This is a genomic window from Streptosporangium sp. NPDC023963 (assembly GCF_040639135.1).
Taxonomy (GTDB): domain Bacteria; phylum Actinomycetota; class Actinomycetes; order Streptosporangiales; family Streptosporangiaceae; genus Streptosporangium.
The window spans coordinates 536,972-562,963 of the sequence record NZ_JBEZZK010000003.1 but is presented as its reverse complement, the minus strand read 5'-3'; the positions used below and the strand labels follow the sequence as shown (position 1 = coordinate 562,963).

Sequence of the window (25,992 nt, the reverse complement as noted above, 5' to 3'; positions counted from 1 at the left end):
AGATGACCATCGCCGACGAGGAGCTCGCCGAACAGCGGGCGTCCGTCGACAGGATCAAAGCGCCCTCGCGGCTGCGGGTGGTCATGGGCCGCCTCCTGCGCTCGGGCCGGGGCAGGACCGGCTTCGCGCTGCTCGTGCTGATCTTCCTGCTCGCCTTCGCCGGGCCCCACCTCACCCGCTGGACGTACGCCTCGAAGGACTACACGGCCTTCCTCGCGCCGCCCTCCGCCGAGCACTGGTGGGGAACCCTGCAGACCGGCGCCGACGTGTACGCGGTCACGCTGCGCGGCATGCAGAGGTCCCTGATAGTCGGCCTGCTCGCCGCGGTGGTCGGCACCGCGCTCGCGGCCGTGGTGGGCGCCTTCGCCGGATACTTCGGAGGCTGGACCGACCGCGCGCTGACCTGGCTGACCGACCTGCTGCTGGTGCTCCCGGCCTTCCTGATCCTGGCGATCATGTCCCCGCTCTTCACCGGGGGGCAGTGGCCGGTGTTCGTGCTGGTGCTGGCGCTCTTCCTCTGGATGGTCACCTCGAAGATCGTCCGGAGCATGACCATCTCGCTCAGGGAGCGGGAGTTCATCCACGCGGCCAGGTTCATGGGCGTGCCCCCGACGAGGATCGTCTTCCGGCACGTGATCCCCAACATGTCCTCGCTGCTGGTCGTCGACGCCACGCTCAACGTCAGCGCCGCGATCCTCACCGAGACGTCCCTGTCCTACTTCGGGTTCGGCATCCAGCCGCCCGACGTCTCGCTGGGCAGCCTCATCGCCGACGGCGCGCAGACGGCCCTCTACGCCCCCTGGACGTTCTGGTTCTGCGCGGGCCTGCTGATCGTCACCGTGCTCGCGGTGAACCTGGTCGGCGACTCGCTGCGCGACGCCTTCGACCCCACGTCCAACAGGGGCGGGTGACCGGTGACGAGCGAGCGGCCCCCGGGCGCGACATCCCGGATCCACGGGACCGGCGGGCGTGCGGCCGCGCCGGACCCGGTCGCCCCCGTGCTCGAGGTGCGCGACCTCGACGTCACCTTCGGCTCGGGTCCCGGCGCGGTCCGCGCGGTCAGGGGCATGGGGTACGCGGTCCGCCCCGGCGAGGTGCTCGGCGTCGTCGGGGAGTCCGGCTCCGGCAAGTCGGTCACCTCGCTGGCCGTGATGGGCCTGCTTCCGGCGCACGCCCGCGTCACCGGCTCGGTGCGGCTGCTCGGGCAGGAGATCCTGGGCGCCCCGGAGCGGACGCTCACCGCGTTCCGCGGCAAGACCGTCTCGATGGTCTTCCAGGATCCGCTCTCCGCGCTCACCCCCGTCTACCGGGTCGGCGACCAGATCGCCGAGGCGATCCGCGTGCACCAGCGGGTGAGTGCCGGCCAGGCCGCCAGGCGTGCCGTCGAGCTGCTCGACCTGGTCGGCATCCCCAACGCCGCGCAGCGGGCCAGGGCGTTCCCGCACGAGTTCTCCGGCGGCATGCGCCAGCGCGCGGTGATCGCGATGGCGATCGCCAACGACCCCGACGTGATCCTCTGTGACGAGCCGACCACCGCGCTCGACGTGACCATCCAGGCGCAGGTGCTGGAGGTGCTGAAGACGGCGCAGCGCGAGACCGGCGCGGCGATCGTCATCATCACCCACGACCTGGGGGTGGTGGCCGGGTTCGCCGACCGGGTCCTCGTCATGTACGCCGGGCGTCCCGTCGAGGTCGGCTCGGTGGACGAGGTCTTCTACCGCAGCCGCATGCCGTACACCATGGGACTGCTCGCCTCGATCCCGCGCCTCGACCGCGGCCGGGAGCAGCCGCTGGTGCCCATCGAGGGCAGCCCGCCGTCACCGGCGGCGCTGCCGCCGGGCTGCCCGTTCGAGCCGCGCTGCCCGATCTCCGTCCCGGAGTGCGCCGAGGCCGAGCCGGAACCGGAGCCGGTGGGCTCGCCCGGCCACCTGGCGGCGTGCCTGCGCTCCGGAGAGATCGAGGCGGCGGGCTGGTCACCCGCCCAGGTCTACGGCGTACGCGGTCCCGCGGCAGGTCTCGCCCGGCGCCCCGCCGGCCCGGCCACCCCGGTCACCCCGGCCACCCCGGTCACCCCGGCCACCTCGGCCACCCCGGTCACCCCGGTCACCTCGGTCACCCCGGTCACCCCGGTCACCCCGGCGGGCCCGGACGCTCCCGCCGTCGAGGAGCCGCCGCGCCCGCGTGACGAGCGCGACGTGGTCCTGGCGGTCGAGGACCTGGTCAAGCACTACCCCCTGGTCAAGGGGACGCTCCTGCGGCGGCGGGTCGGCACGGTCCGCGCGGTGGACGGCGTCGGCTTCGACGTCCGCGAGGGCGAGACGCTCGGCCTGGTGGGCGAGTCGGGCTGCGGCAAGACGACCACCCTGATGGAGATCCTGGAGCTGGCCGCGCCGCAGCGCGGCAGGATCGTGGTGCTGGGTCGCGACACCTCGCGGATGGGCGCCCGCGACCGGATGGCCGTGCGGCGCGACATGCAGGTCGTCTTCCAGGATCCGCTGGCCTCGCTCGATCCGAGGATGACCGTCTACGACATCCTCGCCGAGCCGCTGCGCGCGCACGGCCGCCGGGACCCGGGACCGAGGATCGGCGAGCTGCTCGGCCTGGTCGGGCTGGAGCCCGGCCACGCCGCCCGCTATCCACAGGACTTCTCCGGGGGCCAGCGCCAGCGCGTCGGCATCGCCCGCGCCCTCGCGCTGGAGCCCCGGCTGGTCGTGCTGGACGAGCCGGTCTCGGCACTCGACGTGTCCATCCAGGCGGGGGTGCTCAACCTGCTGGAGGAGCTGCGGGCCCGCCTGGGCCTGTCGTACCTGTTCGTGGCACACGACCTGGCCGTGGTCCGGCACATCGCCGACCGGGTCGCGGTCATGTATCTGGGGAGGATCGCCGAGATCGGCCGGGCCGGCGGGGTCTACGACACCCCGATGCACCCCTACACGCGGGCCCTGCTGTCGGCGATCCCGCTGCCGGACCCGGTGCTGGAACGCTCCAGGAGGCGCGTCCTGCTGGAAGGAGACCTGCCCAGCCCGGCCGACCCTCCCTCGGGGTGCCGCTTCCGCACGCGCTGCCCTCTGTTCAGGGCGCTCGACGAGACCGTCAGGCGGCGCTGCGTGGACGAGGAGCCCCGGGTGCGGCAGCTGGGGGACGACCACGGCGTCGCGTGCCACTTCGCCGAGAGGATCGACGCCGTATGACCCGTTCGCGCGCCCGTTCACGCACCCGTCCACCACCCGGTCGCGCGCCCGCTCACACCCGGCCGGATGCCCGGCCGCACGCCGGGACCGGACAGGTCGCCCGTCATTCGTACGCGCGCCCGCGCGCCCGCTCGCACGCCCATTCGTATGCTCCGGGAGGAACACCGTGATATCAAACCAGCGCGTGGGCGCGCTCGCCGTCGCGCTGGCCGTGGCCCTGGCCGTCGTGCCGGGTCTCGCCGGATGCGGGAGCGGGGCAGGGGGCGGGGGGACGCCGGGCGGTCCCGCCTCGGAGGTCAAGGCCTACGACATCAACCCGGTCGCCCGCGACCGGGTCGCGGACGGGGGCGTGCTCCGCTGGGGACTCAACGAGTATCCGTCCAACTGGAACCTCAACCACATCGACGGCAACCTGGCGACGGTCAAGAGGGTCATGGACGCCCTCATGCCCTCCCCCTTCCGCTCCGACGCCAAGGGGAAGATCTCCCCGAACACCGACTACCTGTCCGAGGGCAGGGTCACCGCGCGCGAGCCCGAACAGGTCGTCACGCTGACCCTCAACCCGCGCGCCAGGTGGTCCGACGGCACCCCGATCACCTGGGAGGACTACCGCGCCCAGTGGCAGGCGCTGAACGGCCGCGACGCCGGCTACCGGGTGGCGAGCACCACCGGTTACCGGGACATCGAGAAGGTCGTCAGGGGCAGGGACGACCACCAGGTCGTGGTGACCTTCGCCAAGCCCTTCGGCGACTGGCAGTCGCTGTTCGCGCCGCTGTACCCCCGGAGCACCAACGCCACCCCGGAGGCGTTCAACAACGCCTGGCTGAACCGCGTCCCGGTCACCGCGGGCCCGTTCGCGTTCGCCGCGTTCGACCCCACCGCCAAGACCGTCACCCTCGCGAGGGACGACCGCTGGTGGGGCGACCGGGCCAAGCTGGACCGGATCATCTACCGGTCCCTGGAGAGCGACGCGCTGGTCGGCGCCTTCAGCAACGGCGAGCTCGACACCTTCGACGTCGGCCCGTCCGCGCCCGACTACGCGCGGGCCAAGAGCACCCCGGACGCGATCGTGCGGCAGGCGGCCGGACCCGACTTCCGGCACATCACGATGAACGGCGAGAGCGCCGTCCTGTCCGACCCGAAGGTCCGCCGGGCCGTCGCGATGGGCATCAACCGCCAGGCCATCGCGCAGTCGGACCTCCAGGGCCTCGACTGGCCGATCGTCCTGCTCAACAACCACTTCTTCATGAACACCCAGGAGGGTTACCAGGACAACGCCGGTGAGATCGGGACGTACGACCCCGGCAGGGCCGGGCAGGAGCTGGACGCCGAGGGCTGGAAACTGGAAGGGCAGACCCGCAGGAAGGACGGCAGGGAGCTGAACCTGCGCTTCGTCCTGCCGGCCGGCCTGCAGGTCGCCAAATCCGAGGCCGAGCTCGTCCAGGACATGCTCGGCCGGATCGGTGTCGGGGTCACCCTGCAGTCGGTGCCCGGGGACGACTACTTCACTAAATACGTAATACCTGGCAATTACGACATCACCGCGTTCGCGTACGTGGGCACGCCGTTTCCCGTCTCCAGCTCCTACGGCCAGTACGCCGACGCCGTCAGGCGTCCCGACGGCACCCGGCAGTGGAACGCCAACCTCGGCCGCATCGGCTCCCCGCGGATCGACGCCGCGATGAACAAGGCGACCGCCGACCTCGACGACGGCAGGGCCATCGCCGACACCAACGCGGCGGACAAGCTCATCTGGCAGGCGGTCAACGTGGTGACGCTCTACCAGCGGCCGCAGAACGTCGCGGTCAAGAGCAACCTCGCCAACTTCGGCGCCCGCGGCTTCCACGACCTGCGCTACCAGGACATCGGCTTCGTCCGATAGGTCCCCGATCCCCGGTGGGCCGCGTTCTGTCGGGGACGCGGTGTAGAAGTCGGTCATGGCTATCTCGGTGACCTGGCCCCAGGTGCTCGCCTGGCGGCTGAGGCGGCAGTTCGTCGACCCGGCCGACGGGCCCGACGCGGTGTCCGTGGTGCGGAGGCTCAGCGGGGTGCAGGCGCAGGTGGCCTCCTCCGCAGCCCTGGCGGTGGCCGTGCGGAGCGCGCGGCCGGATCCCGGGGAGATCGACCGTGCGCTGTGGCGAGACCGCAGCCTGGTCAAGACCTGGACGGCGCGCGGCACGCTGCACCTCGTCCCGGCCGACGAGCTGCCCTCCTACGCGGCCGTCCTCGGCTCGTTCCGCACCTGGGACAAGGGCTCCTGGCAGCGCGGCCACGGCGTCACCGCCGCCGAGGTCGCCGCAATCCTCGACGCCGCGCCCAAGGCGCTCGCGGGCCGCGTCCTCACCCGCGAGGAGCTGGTCGACGGGGTCATCGAGGTCACCGGCGACGCCCACCTGCGGGAGGCGCTCACCTCCGGCTGGGGGGCCCTGCTCAAGCCGCTGAGCTTCCTCGGCGAGCTCTGCCACGGCCCTCCGCGCGAGGGCCGGGTGACCTTCGCCGGCCCCCGCGACCAGGTGCCCGGCTGGCCGGCGGAGCTTCCCACGGCGGAGGAGGGCGGGGTGCGCCTGCTCCGTTCCTTCCTCGGCGCCCACGGCCCCGGCGCCCCCGAGACGTTCGACGGCTGGCTCTACCGGGGGGCCGTCCGCAAGGCGACGCTGCGAGGCTGGTTCCGCGACCTCACCCCCGAGCTGGCCGAGATCGACGTGGACGGCCGGCCGATGGTCGTGCTCGCCGAGCACCTCGACGACCTGGCCGCGACCCGGCCCGCCACCGGGGTCCACCTCCTGCCCGGCTTCGACCAGTACATCCTGGCCGCCCCGCGCGACCTGGAGCCCCTCCTGCCCGCCGAGGCGAGGGCGAAGGTCAGCCGGGCCGCCGGCTGGATCTCCCCGGTCGTGATCCACCGTGGCCGGGTGGCCGGTGTCTGGGAGGCGAGGGACGGGAGGATCGCGGTCGATCTCCTGGAGGAGGTCCCCGCCGCCGCCCTCGCCGCCGAGATCGAACGGGTCTCCGCCCTCCTGCGCTGACCCGGGCCGCAGGGCGAGGCCCGCGACACCGGACGCCGGGGCGAGCCGCACCACCGTGACTCGTCGGCGGCTCGTCGGCGCCGGACGGCCGCGCGCCGGGCTCAGGCGAGGCGGAAGCGCACCCGGTCGCCGGGGCGGAGCTGGGCGGCCCCGGCGAGGCTCGCCGAGGTCAGGACGGCGATGACCGGGTAGCCGCCGGTCGGCGGATGGTCGGCGAGAAACACGATCGGCTGGCCGCTGGGCGGCACCTGCACCGCCCCGGCCACCATGCCCTCGCTGGGCAGCTCCCCCTCCCGGGCACGCTCCAGGCGGGCGCCGCGCATCCGCACGCCCACCCGGTTGCTGTCCTGGCTGACCTCGTACGGCCCCGCGCACAGGGTGGCCAGGGCTCCGGGGGCGAACCAGTCGTCCCGGGGACCCGGCAGGACCCGCAGGACACCCGCCCCGGGCCCCGGCCGCGGCGCCGCGTCCACGGTGATCGGCGGCAGGCCGCCGGTCGGTCCCACCGGCAGGACCGTCCCGGCGGCGAGCGGGGCGGGGCCGAGCCCGGAGAGCGAGTCGGTCGAGCGGCTGCCCATCGTGACGGGCGCCTCGACACCGCCCCGGACGGCGACGTAGGTGCGCAGACCGGCCCCGGGCATGCCCAGGCGCAACTCGCCGCCCGCCGGGACCCAGAAGGGCGCGCACATCCCCTGGGAGACCGTCACGCGCCGGATCGCCTCGCCACGGGAGGCGTCGCCCGTGGACGTCCCGCCGGGCGAGGCCCCGACGGTGAACGCCCCGCCCGAGGACAGCCCGCCCGCGGGCACCTCGGCCGTGGACGCCCGGCCCGCGGCGCTCAGGGCCGTCCCGCCCGGGACCGCCGCGCGCGGTCGTACGAGGTCCACGGGGCAGGCCGCGCCGGTGACGGCGATCCAGGCCCCGGCGGTGAGGCGCAGCCGGGCGCCGCCGAGGGTCAGCTCGATCCCCGCTGCCCTCTCGGGGTTGCCGACCAGGCGGTTGGCCAGCCGCAGGCTCGGCTCGTCCGCCGCGCCCGAGCGGGGCACCCCGAGGTGGGCGTACCCCGGCCGGCCGAGATCCTGCACGGTGGCGTACGGCCCCGGAGCGATCACCTCGATCATGGCTCGCCGACCGCCGTGAACCGCACCCGCGTTCCCGGGGTGAGCAGGGCGGGCGGCTCGGCGGCCACGTCCCACACCGCCGTCGCGGAGCGGCCGAGCAGCCGCCAGCCACCGGGGGAGGCCGAGGGGTAGACCGCCGAGTAGGGGCCGGCGACCGCCACCGCCCCGGCGGGCACCGAGGTCCGCGGGGTGTCCAGCCGGGGGACGTGCAGCGCCGGGTCCAGCCCCGTGAGGTAGGCGAACCCGGGGGCGAAGCCCAGCCAGCCCACCACCAGCTCCCGCCCGGTGTGCCGCTCGACCACCTCCCCGGGGGAGAGCCCGCTCAGCGCGGCGACGTCGTCGAGGTCGGCGCCGTCGTACACGACGGGAAGGACCACCTCGGGCGCGTCCGCGGCCACCGTGGCGTCCGCGGCGGACGCCGCGTCCAGCAGGCGGGAGAGCTCCTCCCGCAGGCGCGCCGGGTCGGCTCCCGGCGCGGTGACGAGGACCGTGACGGGGCCGGGCACGATCTCGACCACCCCGGGGGGCCGGTCGGCCCGCAGCAGGGCGTCCAGCCGGTGGGAGACCTCCAGGGAGCCGGTCTCCACCAGCAGCGCGTGCTCCCCGGCCCGCCGGATGCTCACGTGAAGGACCTCAGCGTCACTCCGGCCTCCACCAGGCCGTCGCGGACGGCGCGGGCCATCAGCACGGCGCCGGGGGTGTCGCCGTGCACGCAGATCGAGCGCGCCTCGACGGGGACCCGCGTGCCGTCCACCGCCTCGACCACCCGCTCGGTCGCCATCCGCACGACCCGGTCCGCGACCGTGCCGGGGTCGTGCAGCACCGCGCCGGGGGAGCGGCGGGAGACCAGCGTTCCCGCGCCGGTGTACGCGCGGTCGGCGAAGGCCTCGACGACGGTGGCGACCCCCTCCCCGGCGGCGATCTCGTGGACGACCGAGCCGGGCAGGGTCAGCAGCGGCAGGCTCCGGTCGTAGTCGGCGACCGCCGCCACGACGGCCCCGGCCTGCTCGGGGTCGCGGCAGATCCGGTTGTACAGCGCGCCGTGCGGCTTGACGTAGGAGACCCGGCCGCCCATCGCCCTGGCGATGCCGTCCACCGCCCCCAGTTGGTAGAGAACCTCGGCGCAGAGCTCCTCGGGGTCGACGTCCATCTCGCGGCGGCCGAACCCGGCCAGGTCCCGGTAGGACACCTGGGCGCCGATCGCCACCCCCCGGTCGACCGCCGCCGCGCACGTGCGGCGGATGGTCAGCGGATCGCCCGCGTGGAATCCGCAGGCGACGTTGGCGCTGGTCACGATGTCGAGCAGGGCCTCGTCGTCGCCCAGCCGCCAGATCCCGAAGCCCTCGCCCAGATCGGCGTTGAGATCGATCACCATGGCTCACCTACACCGGGGGTTCGTCGGGAATGTCCGCGATGTCATCGAGGGCGATGGCCAGCTCCTCGGGGTCGTCCCCGATGCGCTCGGCGATCTCGATCAGCACGTGCAGCACGTCGTGCCGGTCGTGGCCCAGGTCCAGCAGCCGCTGCGCCGCCTCCCAGAGCTGCGGCGGGTCGCCCTCCCAGAGCCGGGCGGCGATCTCCTCGTGCCAGGCGAGGTGCTCGTCGTAGTCGCGCCGGTCGAGCTCGCCGGCGTGGTCGATGCCCAGCAGGATCCGCCGGTCGGTGTCGTCGGCCGGGTTGAGCAGGCTGAGCTTGATCTCGCCGTGCGTGCCCTGCAGGAAGGGGAACGCGAACACCCGCCTGGCCAGCGCGGACAGGTCGCCGTCCGGCAGCAGCCGGTCGAGCAGGTCGCGGTCGAGCCCGAAGGTCGTCGGGTCGCGGTAGGACTCCGCGAACTTGCCCGTCGCCTCCCAGACCGCGTCGAGCGTGGCCCGCAGCCCCTCGTCGGGCAGCCCGGTCCGGCCGGCGGCGAACCGCGCCCACGCGCCCAGCACGTGCGGTACCGCCTCCTGCTCGGCGGTGGTGAGCATCACCTTGCGCGGCAGCCAGTCGAGGAGGAACGTCTCGCACTTGGTCGGGCTCACCCGGAGCGGGCGGCCGAAGTCCTGGTCGCAGCCGTAGTCGATGATGTGGTCGGCGCACCGGGAGGCCGCCGAGGGGTCGGACAGGTGCTCGGCCGCGTCCGAGGAGAGGAACTCGGCCGCCAGCATCGCCCGGCGGTCGCGGCTGTAGGGGGCCTCGCTGTGCAGCGGGGCCGGCCGCTTCCTGCCGGGCGGCAGCGCCTTGATCCGGGACCTGGCGAAGGCGTGGTAGGCGCTGTAGCTGTCGCTGACCGGCGCGGACGTCCTGCGCTGGCCGTACTCGGCGGTGGCCTTCATGGCCGATTCGAGCAGCGCCCTGGCCTGCTGCGGCTCGATCTCCCCGAACCTGAGCATCGGGTTGCCCTCGGCCTCGGCCCTGACCTGCTCCAGCAGCTTGTCGACGTGCGAGGAGACCCAGGCGTCGCGGGCGATGCCGCGCATGTTGTAGTCGACGATCACCACCAGCGCGTGCCGGTCCTCGACGCTGTCGGCACCCCGGTAGCCGAAGGTGCACACGACGGTGTCCTGGTCGCCGTACGCGTCGCGGGAGACGAAGCAGCCGTTCGTCTTGACCACGCCCAGCCTGTCGGCCCAGCGGGGCCTGGCCACGCCGCGTTCCATGAGCGCCAGCGCGGCGCCCTCCGCCTTGGCGGCCTGGCGGGCGGTGCCGAGGTAGGCCAGCGCGATCAGCAGGGTGAGCGCGGCGGGTGAGCCGGCCTTGGCCGCGTAGTCGACCAGGCCCTCGCCGAGGACCTGCTCGGCGTCCCCGCGTCGCAACCGGCGCCCCCACCAGGCTCCGACCATGTCGGAGACCATGAGCTCGGCGTCCAGCGGGCTGCGTACGGCCAGCAGCTCGCGAGCGGCGAGCAACATCTCGGAGAAGACCGCCTCGGGGGACTGGCTCTCCCTAAGGTCGCGACGATGTCGCCGGCTCAAGCAGCCTCCCCCGTCGGGCGCGCGAGCCCATCGCGGACGCCGCCGCCGCGTCGATTGGCCCGCTCGCTTCCCTCGCTCACGTCCCAACCTTCTCGCATTCCCGGGCCAAACGGTGCGTAGAAGACGGCCGGGTGCTCCCGATGCTACCGGGGACCGCGGGGCGGCGGCGCGGAGTTGACGAGGGCGAGCAAATGCTCGCGGGCGACGCGCTCGACGACCTCGGCCGTCACCTCGATGCCGAGATGCTCGGCGCAGGCGCAGACGTCGGCCACGCACCTGTCGACGGTGTCGACGGGAAGCGTCAGGAACTCGGCGGCCAGGTGAGAGGTCACCGGCTCGTGGAGGACCGCCGGCGGCGTCGAGGGCGTCGAGGGCGTCGAGGGCGTCGAGGGCGTCGAGGGCGTCGAGGGCGCTGCGGAGGTCGGTGAAGGCCCGGCGAAGCGGGTGGTGAGAACGGGCATGGATGTCGCATTCCTCCGGAGTTTCCCGGGGGCATCCCCCGGATGTGTCGGCGAGGACGTGCGTTTTCATTCCACAACTTATCTCGGGAGTGTCAACCCTCGGCGCCGTGATATGGAAAGCTGGCCCCGTGTCTTGACTGAATCCTGCAACAGGGGAGTAAGTGAGTGTCCCCGAACAGGGAGCCGAATTGACGGCGAGTCAGTAGCCTGATCTCGCCTGCAAGCCCGACGGAGATGAGGTGGGCAGTTGCCGGGACGGTCCGGCCCGATCCTGCTATGGTCCTGGCCGCAAACGTTCGGAGACACAACGCCGGCCGGTCGGCGCTCGTGCGGGAGCCCCCTCGCGCCGGTGCGAGGGTTCCGGTGATCGGAGCGGCGGGATTCCCAGGGTTCCCGGGGTGCGCGGACCGCATCCTGGGCGGGGCTTCCGTCCGCACCTGCCCATCGCCGATGATGTACTCCAGGATCCGGTCCCCCGGAGCCGCGCTACGCCAATTCGCAAGTTTGGAGATGTGCCTCGTGGGAGACCCTGGCACGCGACGGAGGTGCCGACCATGAGCGCCGAAACCTCCGTGCCCCGTCCCCGGGAGTCGGGTGTGGACATCTCAGACTCCGGCCTGCTGCAGGGCCTGCTGTCACAGTCGCCGTTCGCCTTCGCGTTCTTCGACCCCGGTGGCCGCTTCGAGCGCGTCGACGAGGTCTTCGCCGACGTGGTCGGCCTGCCCGCCGAGCGCCTGGTCGGCCGGGCCCCCGGCGAGCTGCTCTCCGCCGACCTGACCGCCCTGATCGAGGGTTCGGTGCGCGGCATCGTCGCGGGGGCCGAGGTCGAGGGCGACCAGCGGATCCGCGTGCGCACCGCCGACGGGGAGACCCACCACTGGTCGCTGACCTTCTCCCCGATCCACGACGACAAGGGCGCGCTCCGCGCGATCTGCCTGGTCGGCGTCGACATCACCGACAGCAGGCAGGTCGAGGAGGACCTCAGGCGCAGCGAGGAGCGCTACCGCTCGCTGGTCGAGGCCCAGTCCCAGCTCGTGTGGATCACCGCGCCCAACGGCGTCGTGGAGGAGGACGCGCCGCAGTGGCGGGCCATCACCGGCCAGGGGCTCGAGGAATACCTCACCCACGGCTGGCTGGAGGCCGTCCACCCCGACGACCGCCCGCACACCGAGGAGGCGTGGCGCGAGGCGCTGCGCGGCCGGATCATGTTCGAGTGGAGCTACCGGGTCCGCACCCGGGCCAGCGGCTACCGGCACTTCGAGGTGCGCGCCGTCCCGATCATCCGGCACAACCGGGTCGTCGAGTGGGTGGGCGCCAACACCGACGTCACCCCGCAGCGCGAGGCCGAGGAGATGCGCGGCCGCCTGACCGACCAGCTCGGCGCCGCGGCCCTGCGGACCGCGCGCCTGCAGGGCGCCACGGCGATGCTCGCCGAGGCGCTCACCGTCGAGCAGGTGGTCCAGGTCATCATCGACGTGGGCCGCACCGCGCTGGCGGCCGACCGCTCGGCCGTGGCGCTGCTCGACGTCGACCGGGCCGCGCTGAAGCTGGTCAACAGCGGCGGCATCCCCGACGTCCCCGGTGCGCCCGGGGAGGAGATCCCGCTGTCGCACTCCAGCGTGATGACCATGGCGGTCAACAGCCGGCGCCCGGTCTTCGCCGAGTCACCGGAGAGCCTGCGCTCCCAGCTGGTCGACGCGGGCGGCGACAACGAGGCCATCACCGGATTCATCGCCCACAGCGACGAGCGGGCCTGGGTGGGCCTGCCGCTGCTGGCCGCGGGCCGCGCGCTCGGCGCGCTGAGGTTCTCCTTCACCCGCCCGCAGAAGATCTCCCAGGAGGACGGGGTGTTCCTGGAGGCTCTCGCGGGGCAGTGCGCCCTCGCCGTGGAGCGGGCCACCCTGTTCGAGCGCGAGCACCGCACGGCCGAGACGCTCCAGCGCAGCCTGCTGCCCGACCGCCTGCCGGTGGTCCGGGGCCTGGTCCTCGCCCAGCGGTTCCGCTCGGGAAGCCGCCACGTGCAGGTCGGCGGCGACTGGTACGACGCGTTCGTGCTCCAGGACGGCCGGGTCGCGGCGGTGGTCGGCGACGTCATGGGCAAGGGCGTCAAGGCCGCGGCCGGGATGGGCCGTATCCGCAACGCCATGCGGGCACTGGCGCTGACCAACCCGCCGCCCGCCGCGGTGCTCACCGGCCTCGACAGGGTCTTCGAGGCCACCGAGGAGGAGGAGCAGGTCACGACCCTCGCCTACATGGTCGTCGAGCCGGGCACCGGAGAGGGCACGCTGGCGCTCGCCGGGCACCCGCCGCCCCTGCTGGTCTCCCCGCAGGGCGTGCCGCTGCTGTGCGACGGTGAGCCCGGCACCCCGCTGGGCTGGCCCACGAGCCGCCGGCAGTTCAGGTTCTGCGTCCCGCCGGGCCACACCGCTGTCCTGTATTCGGACGGTCTGGTGGAGAACCGGAAGCGTGGGCTCGATGCCGGGCTTGCCGATCTTTGCTCTGTTGTGACCGAAGCACCGGCCGAAGTGGTGGGAAGCCCCCACATGTTGCTAGATTTTCTTGTTGATCGCATGCTGTCTGGGTATGAGCAGGATGACGACGTCACAGTGCTCGCGATCCATGTTCCCCTCGCCACGAAGAGTGACTGAATGAAACAGTCATAACGGTTGCTTTCGGGTATCGGTGCCTCGCTTCCGTACGCACTACTCTCTTGGTCGGCCTAGGGTGGAGGGCAACCGCCAGGAGGCGGCCGTATGGATCACGGTGTCATGCCACAATGCTGGACAGGTACGTCGCGGTTCGCGCGGCCTCGTTAATCACAACTAGAGGTAAAACTGCCCCTAGTTGGGCATCTGGGTCCATTCTCGTCACGCTTTCCTTCGAGAGGTGTTCGTGTCGCCTGCAAGTTCGACTCGCTCGAAGCCATCCGAGCTGAACGAGCCCGTCATTCAGCAGCTGATGGAGCGGGGGCGCTCGCAGGGGTTCCTCGAGTCCGAGGATGTCCGCAAGGCCGTCGAGGAAGCGGACATTCCGATGGCGCAGGTCGCTGGAATCCTGCGAAGCCTCAGCAAAGAGGGCATCACAGTACGGCTGACCGCCGAGGACTCCGCGGCTCCCAAGAAGCCCCGCACTCCCGCCAAGCGCCGCACTGCCCCGGCCGCGCCCGCCGCCGTCAAGAAGACCAAGACCGCGGCGGCGGCCAAGGAGCAGCCGGAGACCGTCACCGCGGTCGTCAGCGGCTCCGAGCCCGCCGCGACCGCGGCCAAGAAGCCGGCGGCCCCCGCCAAGGCGGCCCCGGCCAAGAAGGTCGCCCCGGCCGCCAAGAAGCCGGTTCCCGCCCCGCCGCCGAAGAAGGCCGCTTCCGAGGCAGGGGGCCCGGCTCCGGCGTCCGCCCCGAAGCCGGTCACCGGTGACGACGACGAGGTCATCGACCTCGAGGACGTCGAGATCGAGGACTTCGACCTGGAGGCCGTGGCCGAGGTCGAGGTCGAGGTGGAGGTCGAAGCCGAGGTCGAGGTGGAGGCCGAGGAGGAGCCCAAGGTCGAGGCCGTCGAGGTGAACGAGGACGAGGTCCTCATCCTCACCGACGACGACGACGACGCTCCGGTTCCCCAGGTCGCCGCCGCCGGTGCCACCGCGGACCCGGTCAAGGACTACCTCAAGCAGATCGGCAAGGTTCCGCTGCTCAACGCCGAGCAGGAGGTCGAGCTCGCCAAGCGCATCGAGGCCGGCCTGTTCGCCGAGGAGCAGCTCGGCACCGACGGCGAGAAGCTCCCGGTCGACGTCCGCGCCGAGCTGGAGTGGATCGCCGAGGACGGCCGCCGGGCCAAGAACCACCTGCTGGAGGCCAACCTCCGCCTCGTGGTCTCGCTGGCCAAGCGCTACACGGGGCGCGGCATGCTCTTCCTGGACCTGATCCAGGAGGGCAACCTGGGCCTGATCCGCGCGGTCGAGAAGTTCGACTACACCAAGGGCTACAAGTTCTCCACCTACGCCACGTGGTGGATCCGGCAGGCGATCACCCGTGCCATGGCCGACCAGGCGCGGACCATCCGCATCCCGGTCCACATGGTCGAAGTGATCAACAAGCTGGCCCGCGTCCAGCGGCAGATGCTCCAGGACCTGGGCCGCGAGCCCACCCCGGAGGAGCTGGCGCGAGAGCTCGACATGACCCCCGAGAAGGTCGTCGAGGTCCAGAAGTACGGTCGCGAGCCGATCTCCCTGCACACCCCGCTGGGTGAGGAGGGGGACAGCGAGTTCGGTGACCTCATCGAGGACTCCGAGGCCATCGTTCCTGCGGACGCGGTCAGTTTCACGCTTCTGCAGGAGCAGCTCCACTCCGTTCTGGACACGCTGTCCGAGCGCGAGGCGGGCGTGGTCTCGATGCGTTTCGGCCTGACCGACGGTCAGCCGAAGACGCTGGACGAGATCGGCAAGGTCTACGGGGTGACGCGCGAGCGCATCCGGCAGATCGAGTCCAAGACGATGTCCAAGCTCCGCCACCCGTCCCGGTCGCAGGTGCTGCGCGACTATCTCGACTGAGCCTTCCTGACAAAGGGTCCGCACCGTACGGTGCGGACCCTTTGTCGTTAACGCCGGTGTAACGGGTCGGTAGCACGTCGGGTGGAACGGGCTTCTAGGCTGCCGCCTCATGGGTGTGGCCGAGGCTGACAGCATTCGCGCCCGGGGACTGCGGGTGATCGTCGATCGTCCGTGGGCGGACGCGATGCTCGACGACGCGGTCGCCGCGGTCCGCCGGAAGGTGTTCGAGGCCGGTCCGATCACGATCGGCGCGGCCCGCGGCGATCCGGAGAGGCGCGCGCTCAGGGTCGAGGCGCTGGCCAGGGCGGCCGTCGGCCACAGCCGTGCCGTAGAGGCGCTGGCGGCCCGCGACCGGGCCAATCCCGACCTCTGGCTCTGGCTCGGGCGCACCCGCATCGAGGAAGCCTGGACGATCAAGCCTGATGTCAGGGCGCGAGCCGTGCAGGCGCGGCGCGTGCAGGCGTTCCAGGAGGCGATGGAGTCGGCCAGGGGGCCGCTTTTCACCGCGGCGTCGCTCGAGCCGTCCGATCCGGTGCCCTGGGAGTCGATCATGTGGCTCTATCTCGGCCTCGACCGGCCGCGCCGGGAGAAGGACACGGTCTGGTACGAGGCCGTTCGCCGTTATCCGACGCTGTTCCCGGCCAACGTGGCCCGGCTCATGATGTTGTCCCCCGCTTGGGGCGGCAGTGCCCAGGAGATGCTGGAGTTCGCCAGGCAGGCCGTCTCGCGGGCGCCGGACGGGGATCCGATGGCGTCCCTGATACCGTTGGCCCACTTCGAGCGGGTGGCCGCCGAGCGGTCGCCGATGTCGCGCGGCGGCTGGTTCTCCGACGAGGCGCTGCGCGAGGTCGTCTCGCACTCGGGTCGCTGGCCGGGCCGGGACGGTCATCCCCGGTCGGTCGAGGCGCACAACCTGTTCGGGGCCGCCTTCTACCTCGCCGACCTGCGGCGGCCCGCGCGCGGGCACCTGATGCGGACGGGAGGCAGGGTCAGCCGGTTGCCGTGGTCCTACCTCGGAGATCCCGCCCAGCAGTTCCAGCGGGCCTGCGGGCGGCTCCACCTCGTCGCGGCGTGAACCCGGCCGGGGTCCTTCGGCGCGGCGGGACACGCCGTGTCCCGTGCCCGCCGTGCCCGCCGTGTCCCCTGTGCCGCCCCGGCGGTTTTGTGGGATCCGCAGGAGGGGAACACGCGGAAGATCACACCATGACGTCGAGTGTCCACGGCCGCTTCCCCGTGGGCGGCGCGCCGAGGGTGACGGAGTGGCCCAGGTGATCCAGAACCTTGGCGAGTTCCTCGGGGCTCCCCGGATCGACGCCCCCCTCCAGCAGGGAGCGGGCGATCACACCGCGGGTGGCCTTGGCCATGTGGCTGACCACCTTTCCGTCCTTGAGCACCCGTACCGCCACCGCCCGCCCGCCCGGCTGCCACGCCGCCGCGTACGTGCTGGAGCGCAGGTCCACGACCAGGCCGGGCTCGGCGTCGAGCAGCGGCGTGACCGACCGGCGCCAGAAGGCGCCCAGGCCGCCGAGCGGCGGCAGCCGCACCCCCATCGACAGCCGGTACGGCGGCACGCGGTCGCCGATCCGCAGCAGGCCCCAGAGACCGGAGAAGATCAGCAGGCTCTCCGAGGCCCGCGCCGCCGCCTCGGGGGACAGCGAGGCCAGGCCGAGGTTGTCGTAGAGCACGCCGGTGTACAGGTCGGCCGCGGCCAGCGTCGGCGCGGTCCGCAGGAGCAGGTTCCTGCCGACCTCCTCGGCCTGTCCCGGCGACAGGCCGAGCACGTCCCGCGCGGCCGGTTTCCGGCACAGTGCGGTGAGCGCGTCCAGAACCTTCTTCCTGGGCGAGCGGAGGGCGGGAAAGCTCAGCCGGGGCAGGTCGAGGGCGGGGCCGTCGCCCCGCGCGGCCTTCCCCTCGGACGGAGGCAGCAGAATCAGCACAGTGGCCGAGCGTAGTGGGACGATCGGGGGGTTAGGATCCTTCAGCATGATCGATGAGGTCTTCGACCGGCTGGTCGACCAGGCCTGGCCGGCTATCCAGCGGGTGGACGCCGGAGGCTGGACGCTGCGCGCCGCGGGCGGTGTGACCAAGCGGGCCAACTCCGTGCTGCCGCTGGGCGAGCCGGAGGATCTTCAAACGGGCATCGAGAGAGCCGAGAAGTTCTACGCCGACCGGGGTCTGCCCTGCGTCTTCTCGGTGGGGGGCGGTGCCACGCCCGGCCTGGACGCGTCGCTGCGGGCGCGCGGCTACCGGGTGGTGGACCCCACACTGATCATGACGGCGCGACTCGCGCCCGGGGACGGGCCGTCTGAGGAACCCGGAGGCCCCGGGGAGGCCGGAGAGCCGGAAGAGACCGGGGAGGAGGTCGAGCTCGCTGAGGCGCCCTCGCAGGCGTGGCTGGACGCCTGGTGGAGCGTGGACGGGAGGTTCGGTGGCGACGGTCTGGCGACGGCCGCGCGAATCCTCACCGGCGTGCCCGCCGTATACGCCTCGCTCGGCCGGGAGGCCGTGGGGCGGGGCGTGGTCCAGGGGGAGTGGTTCGGGATCTACTCCATGGCCGTACTGCCGCATGCGCGGCGCCGGGGTCATGGACGGAAGATGTTGCGTGCCCTGCTCTCGCATGCGCGGGCGCAGGGCACACATCGGGCATATTTAGTCGCAGTGGAGTCGAACACCGCTGCCAGGGCGCTCTACGAGCGACAGGGCTTCACGGTGGCGGGCCGATATCACTATCGGGTCCGATGATGGCTCCATTCGTCTGGTTATCGTTCGTCGTTGCCTGCCGTTGCCGGGGCGTCGCTGAGACGAGCGGACTCGTCCTGGATGTTGGCGCCCTTGTCTCTCAGCACGGCCACGTGCTGCCGCCCGTGGTGGGCGCAGAACAGCAGCTCCCCACCTACGGGCAGGGTCGCGCGGATGTAAGCCTGGGCGCCGCACCGGTCACAGCGGTCAGCAGCTGTGAGCTGCTTGGCGGGGGCGAGGGTTCCAGTCACGTATCGCCTTTCAGGTCATCCCCTGAGGTGGAGGATCTGGCGTCAGTCACTTGAGAGAACATCTAACCCGATACGAACGTTCCCAACCGACCCCCTGCTACGCCCAGAGCGGAAAGTGTCCGAAAGTAACGATGATCACGCCGGATGTAACACCTGTCCCCACCGGATGGCAAGCTTGTACGCGTCGTGGTGGGAAGAACGGTAAGCTGCGCACACGTGTTCGACAGAGTGGGAGTGGGCGTGACCGCAGTTAGCGCGGAGACGGGTTATACGGCCCGCCACCTGTCGGTGCTGGAGGGTCTGGAAGCCGTCCGCAAGCGTCCAGGCATGTACATCGGGTCGACCGACAGCCGCGGTCTCATGCACTGCCTGTGGGAGATCGTGGACAACGGGGTCGACGAGGCCCTGGCCGGCTACTGCAGCCGCATCGAGGTCGAGCTTCACCCCGACGGCTCCATCGAGGTCCGCGACGACGGCCGGGGCATCCCCGTCGACGTCGAGCCCAAGAGCGGCCTGGCGGGCGTGGAGCTCGTCTACACCAAGCTCCACGCGGGCGGGAAGTTCGGCGGCGGCTCCTACGGCGCCTCGGGCGGCCTGCACGGCGTCGGCGCCTCCGTCGTCAACGCCCTGTCCTCGCGGCTGGACGTCGAGGTCGACCGCGACGGGCGGATCCACGAGATCAGCTTCCGCAGGGGCGTTCCCGGCGTCTTCGACGGCGACGGCCCCAAGGCCAAGTTCAAGAAGAAGTCCGGGCTGCGCGACGGCGGCCCCGTCGCGAAGAACGTCACCGGCACCCGCGTGCGCTTCTGGGTCGACCACCAGATCTTCCTCCCCGAGGCCGAGGTCTCCCTCGACGAGATCCACGTCCGCCTCCGCCAGACCGCGTTCCTGGTCCCCGGCCTGACCCTGGCCGTGCGCGACAGCCGCGGCGAGGAGGTCGCCGAGGAGGAGTTCCACTTCGACGGCGGCATCTCGGAGTTCACCGAGTTCCTCGCCCGGGACGAGGCCGTCTGCGAGGTGCTGCGCCTGCAAGGCGTCGGCCACTTCCACGAGACCGTCCCGGTCCTCGACGACCTGGGACACATGACCCCGACCGAGGTCCAGCGGGAGCTCACCGTCGACGTGGCGGTGCGCTGGGGCAAGGGCTACGACAGCACCGTCCGCTCCTTCGTCAACGTGATCGCCACCCCCAAGGGCGGCACCCACGTCAACGGCTTCGAGCGTGCCCTCGTCCGCACCCTGAACGAGCAGTTGCGCGAGACCCGCCTGCTCAAGAACGGCGACGCCCCGGTGACCCGCGAGGACATCATGGAGGGCCTCACCGCCGTGGTGACCGTCCGGGTGCCCGAGCCGCAGTTCGAGGGCCAGACCAAGGAGGTCCTGGGCACCTCGGCGGCCTCCAGGATCGTCGCCCACGTCGTCTCACGAGAGCTCAAGGAGCTGCTCGCCAACCCGCCGCGCAACGCCAAGGCGCAGCTCCGCGCGGTCCTGGAGAAGATCGTCGCGGCGGCCAAGGCCCGCATCGCCGCCCGGGAGCACCGCGACAACCAGCGTCGCAAGACCGCCCTGGAGAACTCGGCGCTCCCCGCCAAGCTGGTCGACTGCCGCAGCGACGAGGTCGACCGCAGCGAGCTGTTCATCGTCGAGGGCGACTCGGCGCTGGGCACCGCCCGCGCGGCCCGCAACTCGGAGTTCCAGGCGCTGCTGCCGATCCGGGGCAAGATCCTGAACGTGCAGAAGGCGTCCGTCGCCGACATGCTCAAGAACGCCGAGTGCGCCGCGATCATCCAGGTCATCGGCGCGGGTTCCGGCCGCTCGTTCGACATCGAGGCCGCCCGCTACGGCAAGGTCATCCTGATGGCCGACGCCGACGTCGACGGGGCGCACATCCGCTGCCTCCTGCTGACCCTGTTCCACCGCTACATGAAGCCGATGGTCGAGGCCGGGCGGGTCTTCGCCGCCGTGCCGCCGCTGCACCGCATCGAGGTCATCAACCCCACGCGCGGTCACGGAAAGTACGTCTACTGCTACTCCGACGCCGAGCTGCAGCGGGTGCTGCGGGACCTGGAACGCCGGGGCAAGCGCTGGAAGGACCCGATCCAGCGCTACAAGGGCCTGGGCGAGATGGACGCCGACCAGCTGGCCGAGACGACCATGGAGCCTCGGCACCGCACCCTGCGCCGGGTCCGCATCGAGGACATCGAGGAGGCCGAGCGCATCTTCGCCCTCCTGATGGGCAGCGACGTGGCCCCGCGCCGGGAGTTCATCGTGAGCAGCGCGGCCGAGATCGACCGCGACCACATCGACGCGTGACCGCGACCGTCCCCGCCGGGTGATTCCCGGCGGGGTGCGCCCGCGAGTCGTTCGCCGCGCCCAGGGCCTTCGAACGCCGCCGAACACGGCCGATCGTGAAACCGTGACCCGGCCCCGGCCGGGACCGGATCACGAGGACCGGATCACGAGGTTCAGATCTCGACCGGCATCAGCTTGCCGGTGCGCACGTCGTAGATGGCCCCGCCGACCGGCATGCCGACGGGCAGGAACGGGCTCGTCCTGATCCGTACGAGATCATGCCGGAGCGCCGCGTCCTGGTCGGGGACGGTGTGGAAGTCCAGGCTGCGGGTGTCGACGCCGCGCCGGGCGGCGATCGCGTGCACCTCGTCGTCGGTGACCTTGGTCATGCCGCAGTCGGTGTGCGGCATGACCAGCACCCGCTCCACGCCAAGCAGGTTGACCGCCAGGACGAGCGTGCGCAGGACGTCGTCGGTGACCCGGGCCCCGGCGTTCCGGAGGATCTTGGCGTCGCCCGGCTTCAGGCCGAAGAGCCCCAGCGGATCGATACGCGAGTCCATGCAGGTGACCAGGGCGAGGCCGCGGGCGGCCCTGCCGGTCAGCCCGGCGCTGGTGAACGTGGCGGAGAACTCCTCGTTGGCGGTCAGCAGGTCGTCAAAAGCACTCACGTGCGCACCCTTCGGTCGGCGCAATCAACGGACTAATGATGCTTCATGCCCGTTTCCGGAACGTTGCCGGGGGCGCACCTGGTGACGACTTCACCAAGATCCAGCCGCCGCCGCTCACTCTAGGTCATGATGTCGTCACTCGACGTCCGGAAGTGTGGAGAGGCTGATGAGCAGGACCGAATCGCTGGCCGACTATCTTCGTGACCAGGGCAGGCGAAAGCTGGACCGGGTCGAGGTCAGGGACGGGGGCCGCAACGCGCGCTCGGCGCTGGCCCTGCTCGACGCGGCGGTCTACACGCGGTCGCTCAAGGACGACGACCCGTTCGTGGCCGTGCTCGCGGAGGCGGGGTGTTTCGGCCCCCAGGGGACCGGTGAGTTCGAGCCGACGGACCGGGTCGCCCGGGTCGTCCGCTTCTGGGAGTCGGGTGAGCCCTGGCAGCTGCTGATGGCGATCCGGTTCGCGCTCCAGGGCGCGCTCACCTGAGAGCCCGGGTTTCAGCCCGTCCGCCGCGGAAAAGCGGACCCGGACCGCGGCCGTGGCACCGGGCCGTGGCGCCCAGCGTGCCCCCCGGCTGGTCGGTACGGCAGCCGTTGAGGCTCCCGGTGACACCGCCATAGGATCTTCGTCGGTGCCGAGTGTGGGAGGAAGCATGGGAATCGCGCAGCTGAGGTCGATCGTTCTCGATTGTCCGGACCCCAGGCAACTGGCCGACTTCTACAGCGCGCTCCTGGGCTGGAAGATCGCCAGCGTCGAGGACGACTGGGTGGTGGTCACCGGGGGCAGGCCCGGACGCCTCTGCTTCCAGCTGGTCCACGACTACCGGCCGCCGGAGTGGCCCACCGCCGAGCGGCCCCAGCAGTTCCACCTCGATCTGACGGTCGAGAACCTCGACGAGGCCGAGAAGGAGGCGCTGGCGCTGGGCGCGTCCAGACACCCGTACCAGCCGGGCGAGAACGAGGGTTTCCGGGTCTTTCTCGACCCCGCCGGGCACCCGTTCTGCCTGTGCGTGGACTGACCCTCCTGAGTGATCTCAGGGCCTCCGGGCCGATCCGGGCGTCCGGCTGAGTGATCTCAGGGCCGCCGGGCCGATCCGGGCGTCCGGCGCGCTCCCGGCGTCGCGGGCGGCCGGTCGTTCCCGTGTGCGCCGCTCCGTGGGCGCCGGGGCCGCCGGGGCCGCACGGCCGGAAGCCTCGCGAAGGCCCTCGCGGCCCGCCGGCCGCCTTCCGCGATCTCGGAGCCCACGAGGGCCCCGCGCCGGGCCCCGGGAGCCTCCGCCGTCCTGGCGGGGCTCCCGGGGCCCTGTCGCGGGCGGGTGGTCACTCCTCAGGGGCGGGAGCCGCCGCTGAGCCCTCCTCGCCGCCTCCGGCGCCGAGGGCGCCGCCCACGGCCGACACGGTGTGGGTGAGCCGTACGCCGGAGCCGTCGCGGCGGCCCAGCTCCTCGGGCAGAGGCACGGGCTTGCCGACGGCCGAGACCGCGCGGGCCGGTCCGGGACCCGCCCAGGCGAGCAGCAGGACGTCCTCGCCCTTGAGGAACCGCTGGACGCGGACCCCGCCGGTGCCCCGGCCCTTGGGCGGGTATTCGGCGAAGTCGGAGATCTTGGCGCCGCCGATCTGGGTGCCGGGCAGTGCCGTCGAGGAACCGGCGATGGTCACGACCTGCGACTCGCGGGCCGGATCGACCGCGCCGAACCAGATCACCACGGCGTCGCCGTCCAGCCGTACACCGGCCATGCCGCCCGCGGGGCGGCCCTGCGGGCGGACGACGGAGGCGGAGTAGCGCAGCAGCTGGGCCTCGGAGGTGATGAAGACGAGATCGTGGTCCTCGCTCTCCAGTTCCACCGCGCCCACCACCGTGTCGCCGTCCTTGAGGGTGATCACCTCGAAGTCGTCGCGGTTGGCCGGGTAGTCGGGAACGACCCGCTTGACCACCCCCTGCGCCGTGCCCAGCGCCAGGCCGGGACCGTCGGGATCGAGCGAGCCGATGCCGACGACCGTCTCGCCCGGGTTGAAGGTGACGTACTCCGCGACCGGGTGGCCGCCGGACAGCGACGGCGGGTTGGCCGAGCGGGGCAGCGTGGGCAGGTCGACCACCTGGACCCGGATCATCCGCCCCTGGTTGGTGACCACGCCCACCTCGCCCCTGACCGTGCTCCGCACGGCGGAGACCAGCACGTCGTGGGACGAGCGGTCACCGTCGCCGGCCAGCGGCGAGGCGTCGAAGGTGCGGGCCAGCAGGCCGGTGGAGGAGAACAGCACCAGGCAGGGGTCGTCGGCCACCTCCAGGGGGACCGAGACGTTCCTCGTGACCCCCGAGGACTCCAGCAGCACCGTGCGGCGCGGGGTGCCGAAGGTCTTGGAGACCTGGGCGAGCTCGTCGGAGACGACCTTGCGGAGCCTGTCGTCGGAGGACAGGATCGCGGTCAGCTCGGCGATCTCGTCGCGCAGGGTCTGGCTCTCGCGGTCGAGCTCCAGCTTGTCGTAGCGGGTCAGGCGGCGCAGCGGGGTGTCGAGGATGTAGTTGGCCTGGGTCTCCGACAGCTCGAAGACCTCCGTCAGGCGCTCGCGGGCCTGGGCGGAGTTGTCGGAGGAGCGGATGACCTGGATGACCTCGTCGATGTTGAGCAGGGCGACGATGAGGCCCTCGACGAGGTGCAGCCGCTCCTCGCGCCTGCGCCTGCGGTACAGGGAGCGGCGGCGGACCACGTCGATGCGGTGGTCGACGTAGACCTGGAGCAGCTCGCGCAGGCCCAGCGTGCGCGGCTCGCCGTCGACCAGGGCGACGTTGTTGATGCCGAAGGTCTCCTCCATCGGCGTGAGCCGGTAGAGCTCCTCCAGCACGGCCTCGGGGATGAAGCCGTTCTTGATCTCGATGACCAGGCTCAGGCCCTTGTGCCGGTCGCTGAGGTCCTTGAGGTCGGAGATGCCCTGGAGCTTCTTGGCGGTGACCAGCTCCCTGATCTTGGTGACCACGCGCTCGGGGCCGACGTTGAAGGGCAGCTCGGTGACGACGATGCCCTTGCGGCGGGGGCTGACCTGCTCGACGGCGCACTTGGCGCGCATCCGGAAGGTGCCCCGGCCCTTGGCGTACGCGTCGCGGATGCCGTCGAGGCCGATGATCGTGCCGCCGGTGGGCAGGTCGGGGCCGGGGACGAACCGCATCAGGTCGTCGAGCGTCGCGTCGGGCTTCTTGATCAGATGACGGGCCGCGGCGACGACCTCGACGAGGTTGTGCGGCGCCATGTTGGTGGCCATCCCGACCGCGATGCCGGTCGCACCGTTGACCAGCAGGTTGGGGAAGGCCGACGGCATGACCGTGGGCTCGGTCTCCTGGCCGTCGTAGTTGGGCTTGAAGTCGACCGTGTCCTCGTCGATCGACTGGACCACGGCCATGGCCGCCGAGGCCAGCCGGGCCTCGGTGTAGCGCATCGCGGCGGGCAGGTCGTCGGGGGAGCCGAAGTTGCCGTGCCCGTCGATGAGCGGCAGGCGCATCGAGAACGGCTGGGCCATGCGGACCAGCGCGTCGTAGATGGCGGTGTCGCCGTGCGGGTGGAGCTTGCCCATCACGTCGCCGACGACGCGCGACGACTTGACGTGGCCCCGGTCGGGCCGCAGGCCCATCTCGCTCATCGAGTAGAGGATGCGGCGCTGGACCGGCTTGAGGCCGTCCCTGGCGTCCGGCAGCGCACGCTGGTAGATCACCGAATATGCGTATTCGAGGAAGCTGGTGCGCATCTCGGTGGAAACGTCGATGTCGACGATCCGCTCCTCGAAGCCCTCGTCGGTCGGGGGTGTGGTCGTCCGTCGAGCCATCTGATTTCCTGCGCGCGCGCCCCGGCCGTCAGGCCGGGGGGAGGCGCATCCTCCTTCTGTCTTCGTGGTCCAACCGTTGGCGCCGGCTCCCCGGGGAGCCTTGGCCGGAATGTCCGGTGGGAAGCCGGTGACGGGGGCGACCGGGCATCATACCGAGACTCGATACCATACCCAGCCCATCCGACACTTCCGGGCCTTCCCCGGCCTGCCCGCGGGTGCTACCGCCGTTACGGCGCCGTGCCGGGGGCGGCCGATGTGCCGGGGAGACCCCGGGTCCTGGGGCCCGCTCCCGGCCAGGGGCCGGGGGTCTCACCCTCGTACTCGTCGCCGGGCACGTTCACCTTGGTGTCGTAGACCCTGAAACCGCGCGCCTTGTAGTTGGCGAGCGCCACCGGGCTGTCGAGGGAGCAGGTGTGCAGCCACACCCGCCGGGTCGCCTCCCGCTCCGGCTGCCGGTCGGCCAGGTCCCAGGCCCTGGCCGCGCCGACCTCCAGGAGGTGACCGCCGACGCCCTTGCCGATCGCCCACGCCAGGAGACCGAAGGAGGCGATCTCGACGGTCCCGCCGTCCTGGGGGACGAGCTCGACGTAGCCCGCGGGGGTGCCGCGGTGGTAGGCCACCCAGGTCTCCACGCCGCCGGCCAGCCAGTCCGCCCACTCGTTCCAGGTCCACGGCAGCTTGTTGGTCCAGTGCCAGTCTCCGCCGACGGCCGTGAGGAGGAACCGGTTGAACTCGGGCGAGGGCAGCTCGGCGCGCACGACGTCGACCTCGACCGACGGCGGCTTGGCGGGCAACAGGTCCGAGCGTGAGGTCTGTTCGAGGTACCAGGTGGTGACGTCCATAGTGGATGCATCAAATCACGGCTCGGAGCCCGTCAGGTCCCCAGCTCCCGGCACCGCGGGTCCGGCGGCGCCGGTGGAACGGGCCGCGG

The 25,992-nt window shown here is 72.0% G+C and carries 21 protein-coding genes; 11 read left to right on the top strand and 10 right to left on the bottom strand.

Going from position 1 to position 25,992, the window contains the following annotated elements:
• The first annotated feature begins 2 nt into the window (after positions 1–2).
• From AB0F88_RS13730 to AB0F88_RS13715, 4 genes are all read left to right on the top strand, one after another.
• Positions 3–911: an ABC transporter permease gene (locus AB0F88_RS13730; protein ID WP_362682025.1), complete on the top strand. Its 909-nt coding sequence runs from the start codon at positions 3–5 to the stop codon at positions 909–911.
• Positions 912–1,067: 156 nt separating this feature from the next.
• Positions 1,068–3,191, top strand: a complete 2,124-nt coding sequence (locus tag AB0F88_RS13725) for a dipeptide ABC transporter ATP-binding protein (protein WP_362682511.1) — start codon at positions 1,068–1,070, stop codon at positions 3,189–3,191.
• A 166-nt stretch (positions 3,192–3,357) separates the two neighbouring features.
• Positions 3,358–5,073, top strand: coding sequence for an ABC transporter family substrate-binding protein (locus AB0F88_RS13720; RefSeq protein ID WP_362682022.1), 1,716 nt, complete (start codon positions 3,358–3,360; stop codon positions 5,071–5,073).
• Positions 5,074–5,128: 55 nt separating this feature from the next.
• Positions 5,129–6,217 (top strand): crosslink repair DNA glycosylase YcaQ family protein, encoded by a 1,089-nt coding sequence (locus tag AB0F88_RS13715; protein ID WP_362682019.1) that lies wholly within the window; start codon positions 5,129–5,131, stop codon positions 6,215–6,217.
• Positions 6,218–6,318: 101 nt separating this feature from the next.
• Here AB0F88_RS13715 and AB0F88_RS13710 read toward each other — a convergent pair whose 3' ends face one another.
• From AB0F88_RS13710 to AB0F88_RS13690, 5 genes are all read right to left on the bottom strand, one after another.
• Positions 6,319–7,338, bottom strand: coding sequence for a biotin-dependent carboxyltransferase family protein (locus AB0F88_RS13710; protein WP_362682016.1), 1,020 nt, complete (start codon positions 7,336–7,338; stop codon positions 6,319–6,321).
• On the bottom strand, positions 7,335–7,961 hold the full coding sequence (locus AB0F88_RS13705) for an allophanate hydrolase subunit 1 (RefSeq protein WP_362682013.1): 627 nt from the start codon (positions 7,959–7,961) through the stop codon (positions 7,335–7,337). Before AB0F88_RS13705 ends, AB0F88_RS13710 begins: the two co-directional genes overlap by 4 nt.
• Positions 7,958–8,713 (bottom strand): 5-oxoprolinase subunit PxpA, encoded by a 756-nt coding sequence (locus AB0F88_RS13700; RefSeq protein ID WP_362682010.1) that lies wholly within the window; start codon positions 8,711–8,713, stop codon positions 7,958–7,960. Before AB0F88_RS13700 ends, AB0F88_RS13705 begins: the two co-directional genes overlap by 4 nt.
• Before the next feature lie 7 nt (positions 8,714–8,720).
• Positions 8,721–10,232 (bottom strand): hypothetical protein, encoded by a 1,512-nt coding sequence (locus tag AB0F88_RS13695; RefSeq protein ID WP_362682508.1) that lies wholly within the window; start codon positions 10,230–10,232, stop codon positions 8,721–8,723.
• Positions 10,233–10,438: 206 nt separating this feature from the next.
• Positions 10,439–10,627 (bottom strand): hypothetical protein, encoded by a 189-nt coding sequence (locus tag AB0F88_RS13690; protein WP_362682505.1) that lies wholly within the window; start codon positions 10,625–10,627, stop codon positions 10,439–10,441.
• A gap of 683 nt (positions 10,628–11,310) precedes the next feature.
• Here AB0F88_RS13690 and AB0F88_RS13685 point away from each other — a divergent pair.
• The 3 genes from AB0F88_RS13685 (at position 11,311) to AB0F88_RS13675 (ending at position 16,373) form a co-directional block, all read left to right on the top strand.
• Entirely contained in the window at positions 11,311–13,404 is a 2,094-nt protein-coding gene (locus AB0F88_RS13685; protein ID WP_362682007.1) for a SpoIIE family protein phosphatase, read from the top strand.
• 244 nt (positions 13,405–13,648) lie between these two features.
• Positions 13,649–15,298 carry an RNA polymerase sigma factor gene (locus AB0F88_RS13680; protein WP_362682004.1) on the top strand — a complete coding sequence of 550 codons (1,650 nt, stop codon included), beginning with the start codon at positions 13,649–13,651 and terminating at the stop codon, positions 15,296–15,298.
• Positions 15,299–15,407: 109 nt separating this feature from the next.
• Positions 15,408–16,373, top strand: a complete 966-nt coding sequence (locus AB0F88_RS13675; protein ID WP_362682001.1) for a hypothetical protein — start codon at positions 15,408–15,410, stop codon at positions 16,371–16,373.
• A 121-nt stretch (positions 16,374–16,494) separates the two neighbouring features.
• Here AB0F88_RS13675 and AB0F88_RS13670 read toward each other — a convergent pair whose 3' ends face one another.
• Positions 16,495–17,235, bottom strand: coding sequence for a peroxide stress protein YaaA (locus AB0F88_RS13670; protein ID WP_362681998.1), 741 nt, complete (start codon positions 17,233–17,235; stop codon positions 16,495–16,497).
• A 46-nt stretch (positions 17,236–17,281) separates the two neighbouring features.
• On the opposite strand from AB0F88_RS13670, the gene AB0F88_RS13665 reads away from it, so the two are divergent.
• On the top strand, positions 17,282–18,040 hold the full coding sequence (locus AB0F88_RS13665) for a GNAT family N-acetyltransferase (RefSeq protein ID WP_362681995.1): 759 nt from the start codon (positions 17,282–17,284) through the stop codon (positions 18,038–18,040).
• Between the two features lie 17 nt (positions 18,041–18,057).
• Here AB0F88_RS13665 and AB0F88_RS13660 read toward each other — a convergent pair whose 3' ends face one another.
• On the bottom strand, positions 18,058–18,288 hold the full coding sequence (locus tag AB0F88_RS13660) for a hypothetical protein (RefSeq protein WP_030920243.1): 231 nt from the start codon (positions 18,286–18,288) through the stop codon (positions 18,058–18,060).
• A gap of 240 nt (positions 18,289–18,528) precedes the next feature.
• Between AB0F88_RS13660 and AB0F88_RS13655 the strand changes: the two genes are divergently transcribed.
• Positions 18,529–20,601 (top strand): DNA topoisomerase IV subunit B, encoded by a 2,073-nt coding sequence (locus AB0F88_RS13655; protein WP_362681992.1) that lies wholly within the window; start codon positions 18,529–18,531, stop codon positions 20,599–20,601.
• Between the two features lie 152 nt (positions 20,602–20,753).
• Here AB0F88_RS13655 and AB0F88_RS13650 read toward each other — a convergent pair whose 3' ends face one another.
• On the bottom strand, positions 20,754–21,248 hold the full coding sequence (locus AB0F88_RS13650) for a carbonic anhydrase (RefSeq protein ID WP_362681989.1): 495 nt from the start codon (positions 21,246–21,248) through the stop codon (positions 20,754–20,756).
• Between the two features lie 166 nt (positions 21,249–21,414).
• Here AB0F88_RS13650 and AB0F88_RS13645 point away from each other — a divergent pair, with 166 nt between their 5' ends.
• Together AB0F88_RS13645 and AB0F88_RS13640 are read left to right on the top strand one after the other, a co-directional pair.
• Positions 21,415–21,732, top strand: a complete 318-nt coding sequence (locus AB0F88_RS13645; protein ID WP_362681985.1) for a hypothetical protein — start codon at positions 21,415–21,417, stop codon at positions 21,730–21,732.
• Between the two features lie 166 nt (positions 21,733–21,898).
• The gene (locus AB0F88_RS13640) at positions 21,899–22,264 is read left to right on the top strand and encodes a VOC family protein (RefSeq protein ID WP_362681982.1); all 366 of its coding nucleotides are present in this window, start codon (positions 21,899–21,901) and stop codon (positions 22,262–22,264) included.
• A 301-nt stretch (positions 22,265–22,565) separates the two neighbouring features.
• Here the strand turns inward: AB0F88_RS13640 and AB0F88_RS13635 are convergent, their stop codons facing one another.
• Positions 22,566–25,061: a DNA topoisomerase IV subunit A gene (locus tag AB0F88_RS13635; protein ID WP_362681979.1), complete on the bottom strand. Its 2,496-nt coding sequence runs from the start codon at positions 25,059–25,061 to the stop codon at positions 22,566–22,568.
• Between the two features lie 227 nt (positions 25,062–25,288).
• Positions 25,289–25,903 carry a GNAT family N-acetyltransferase gene (locus AB0F88_RS13630; RefSeq protein ID WP_362681976.1) on the bottom strand — a complete coding sequence of 205 codons (615 nt, stop codon included), beginning with the start codon at positions 25,901–25,903 and terminating at the stop codon, positions 25,289–25,291.
• Positions 25,904–25,992: the final 89 nt, after the last annotated feature.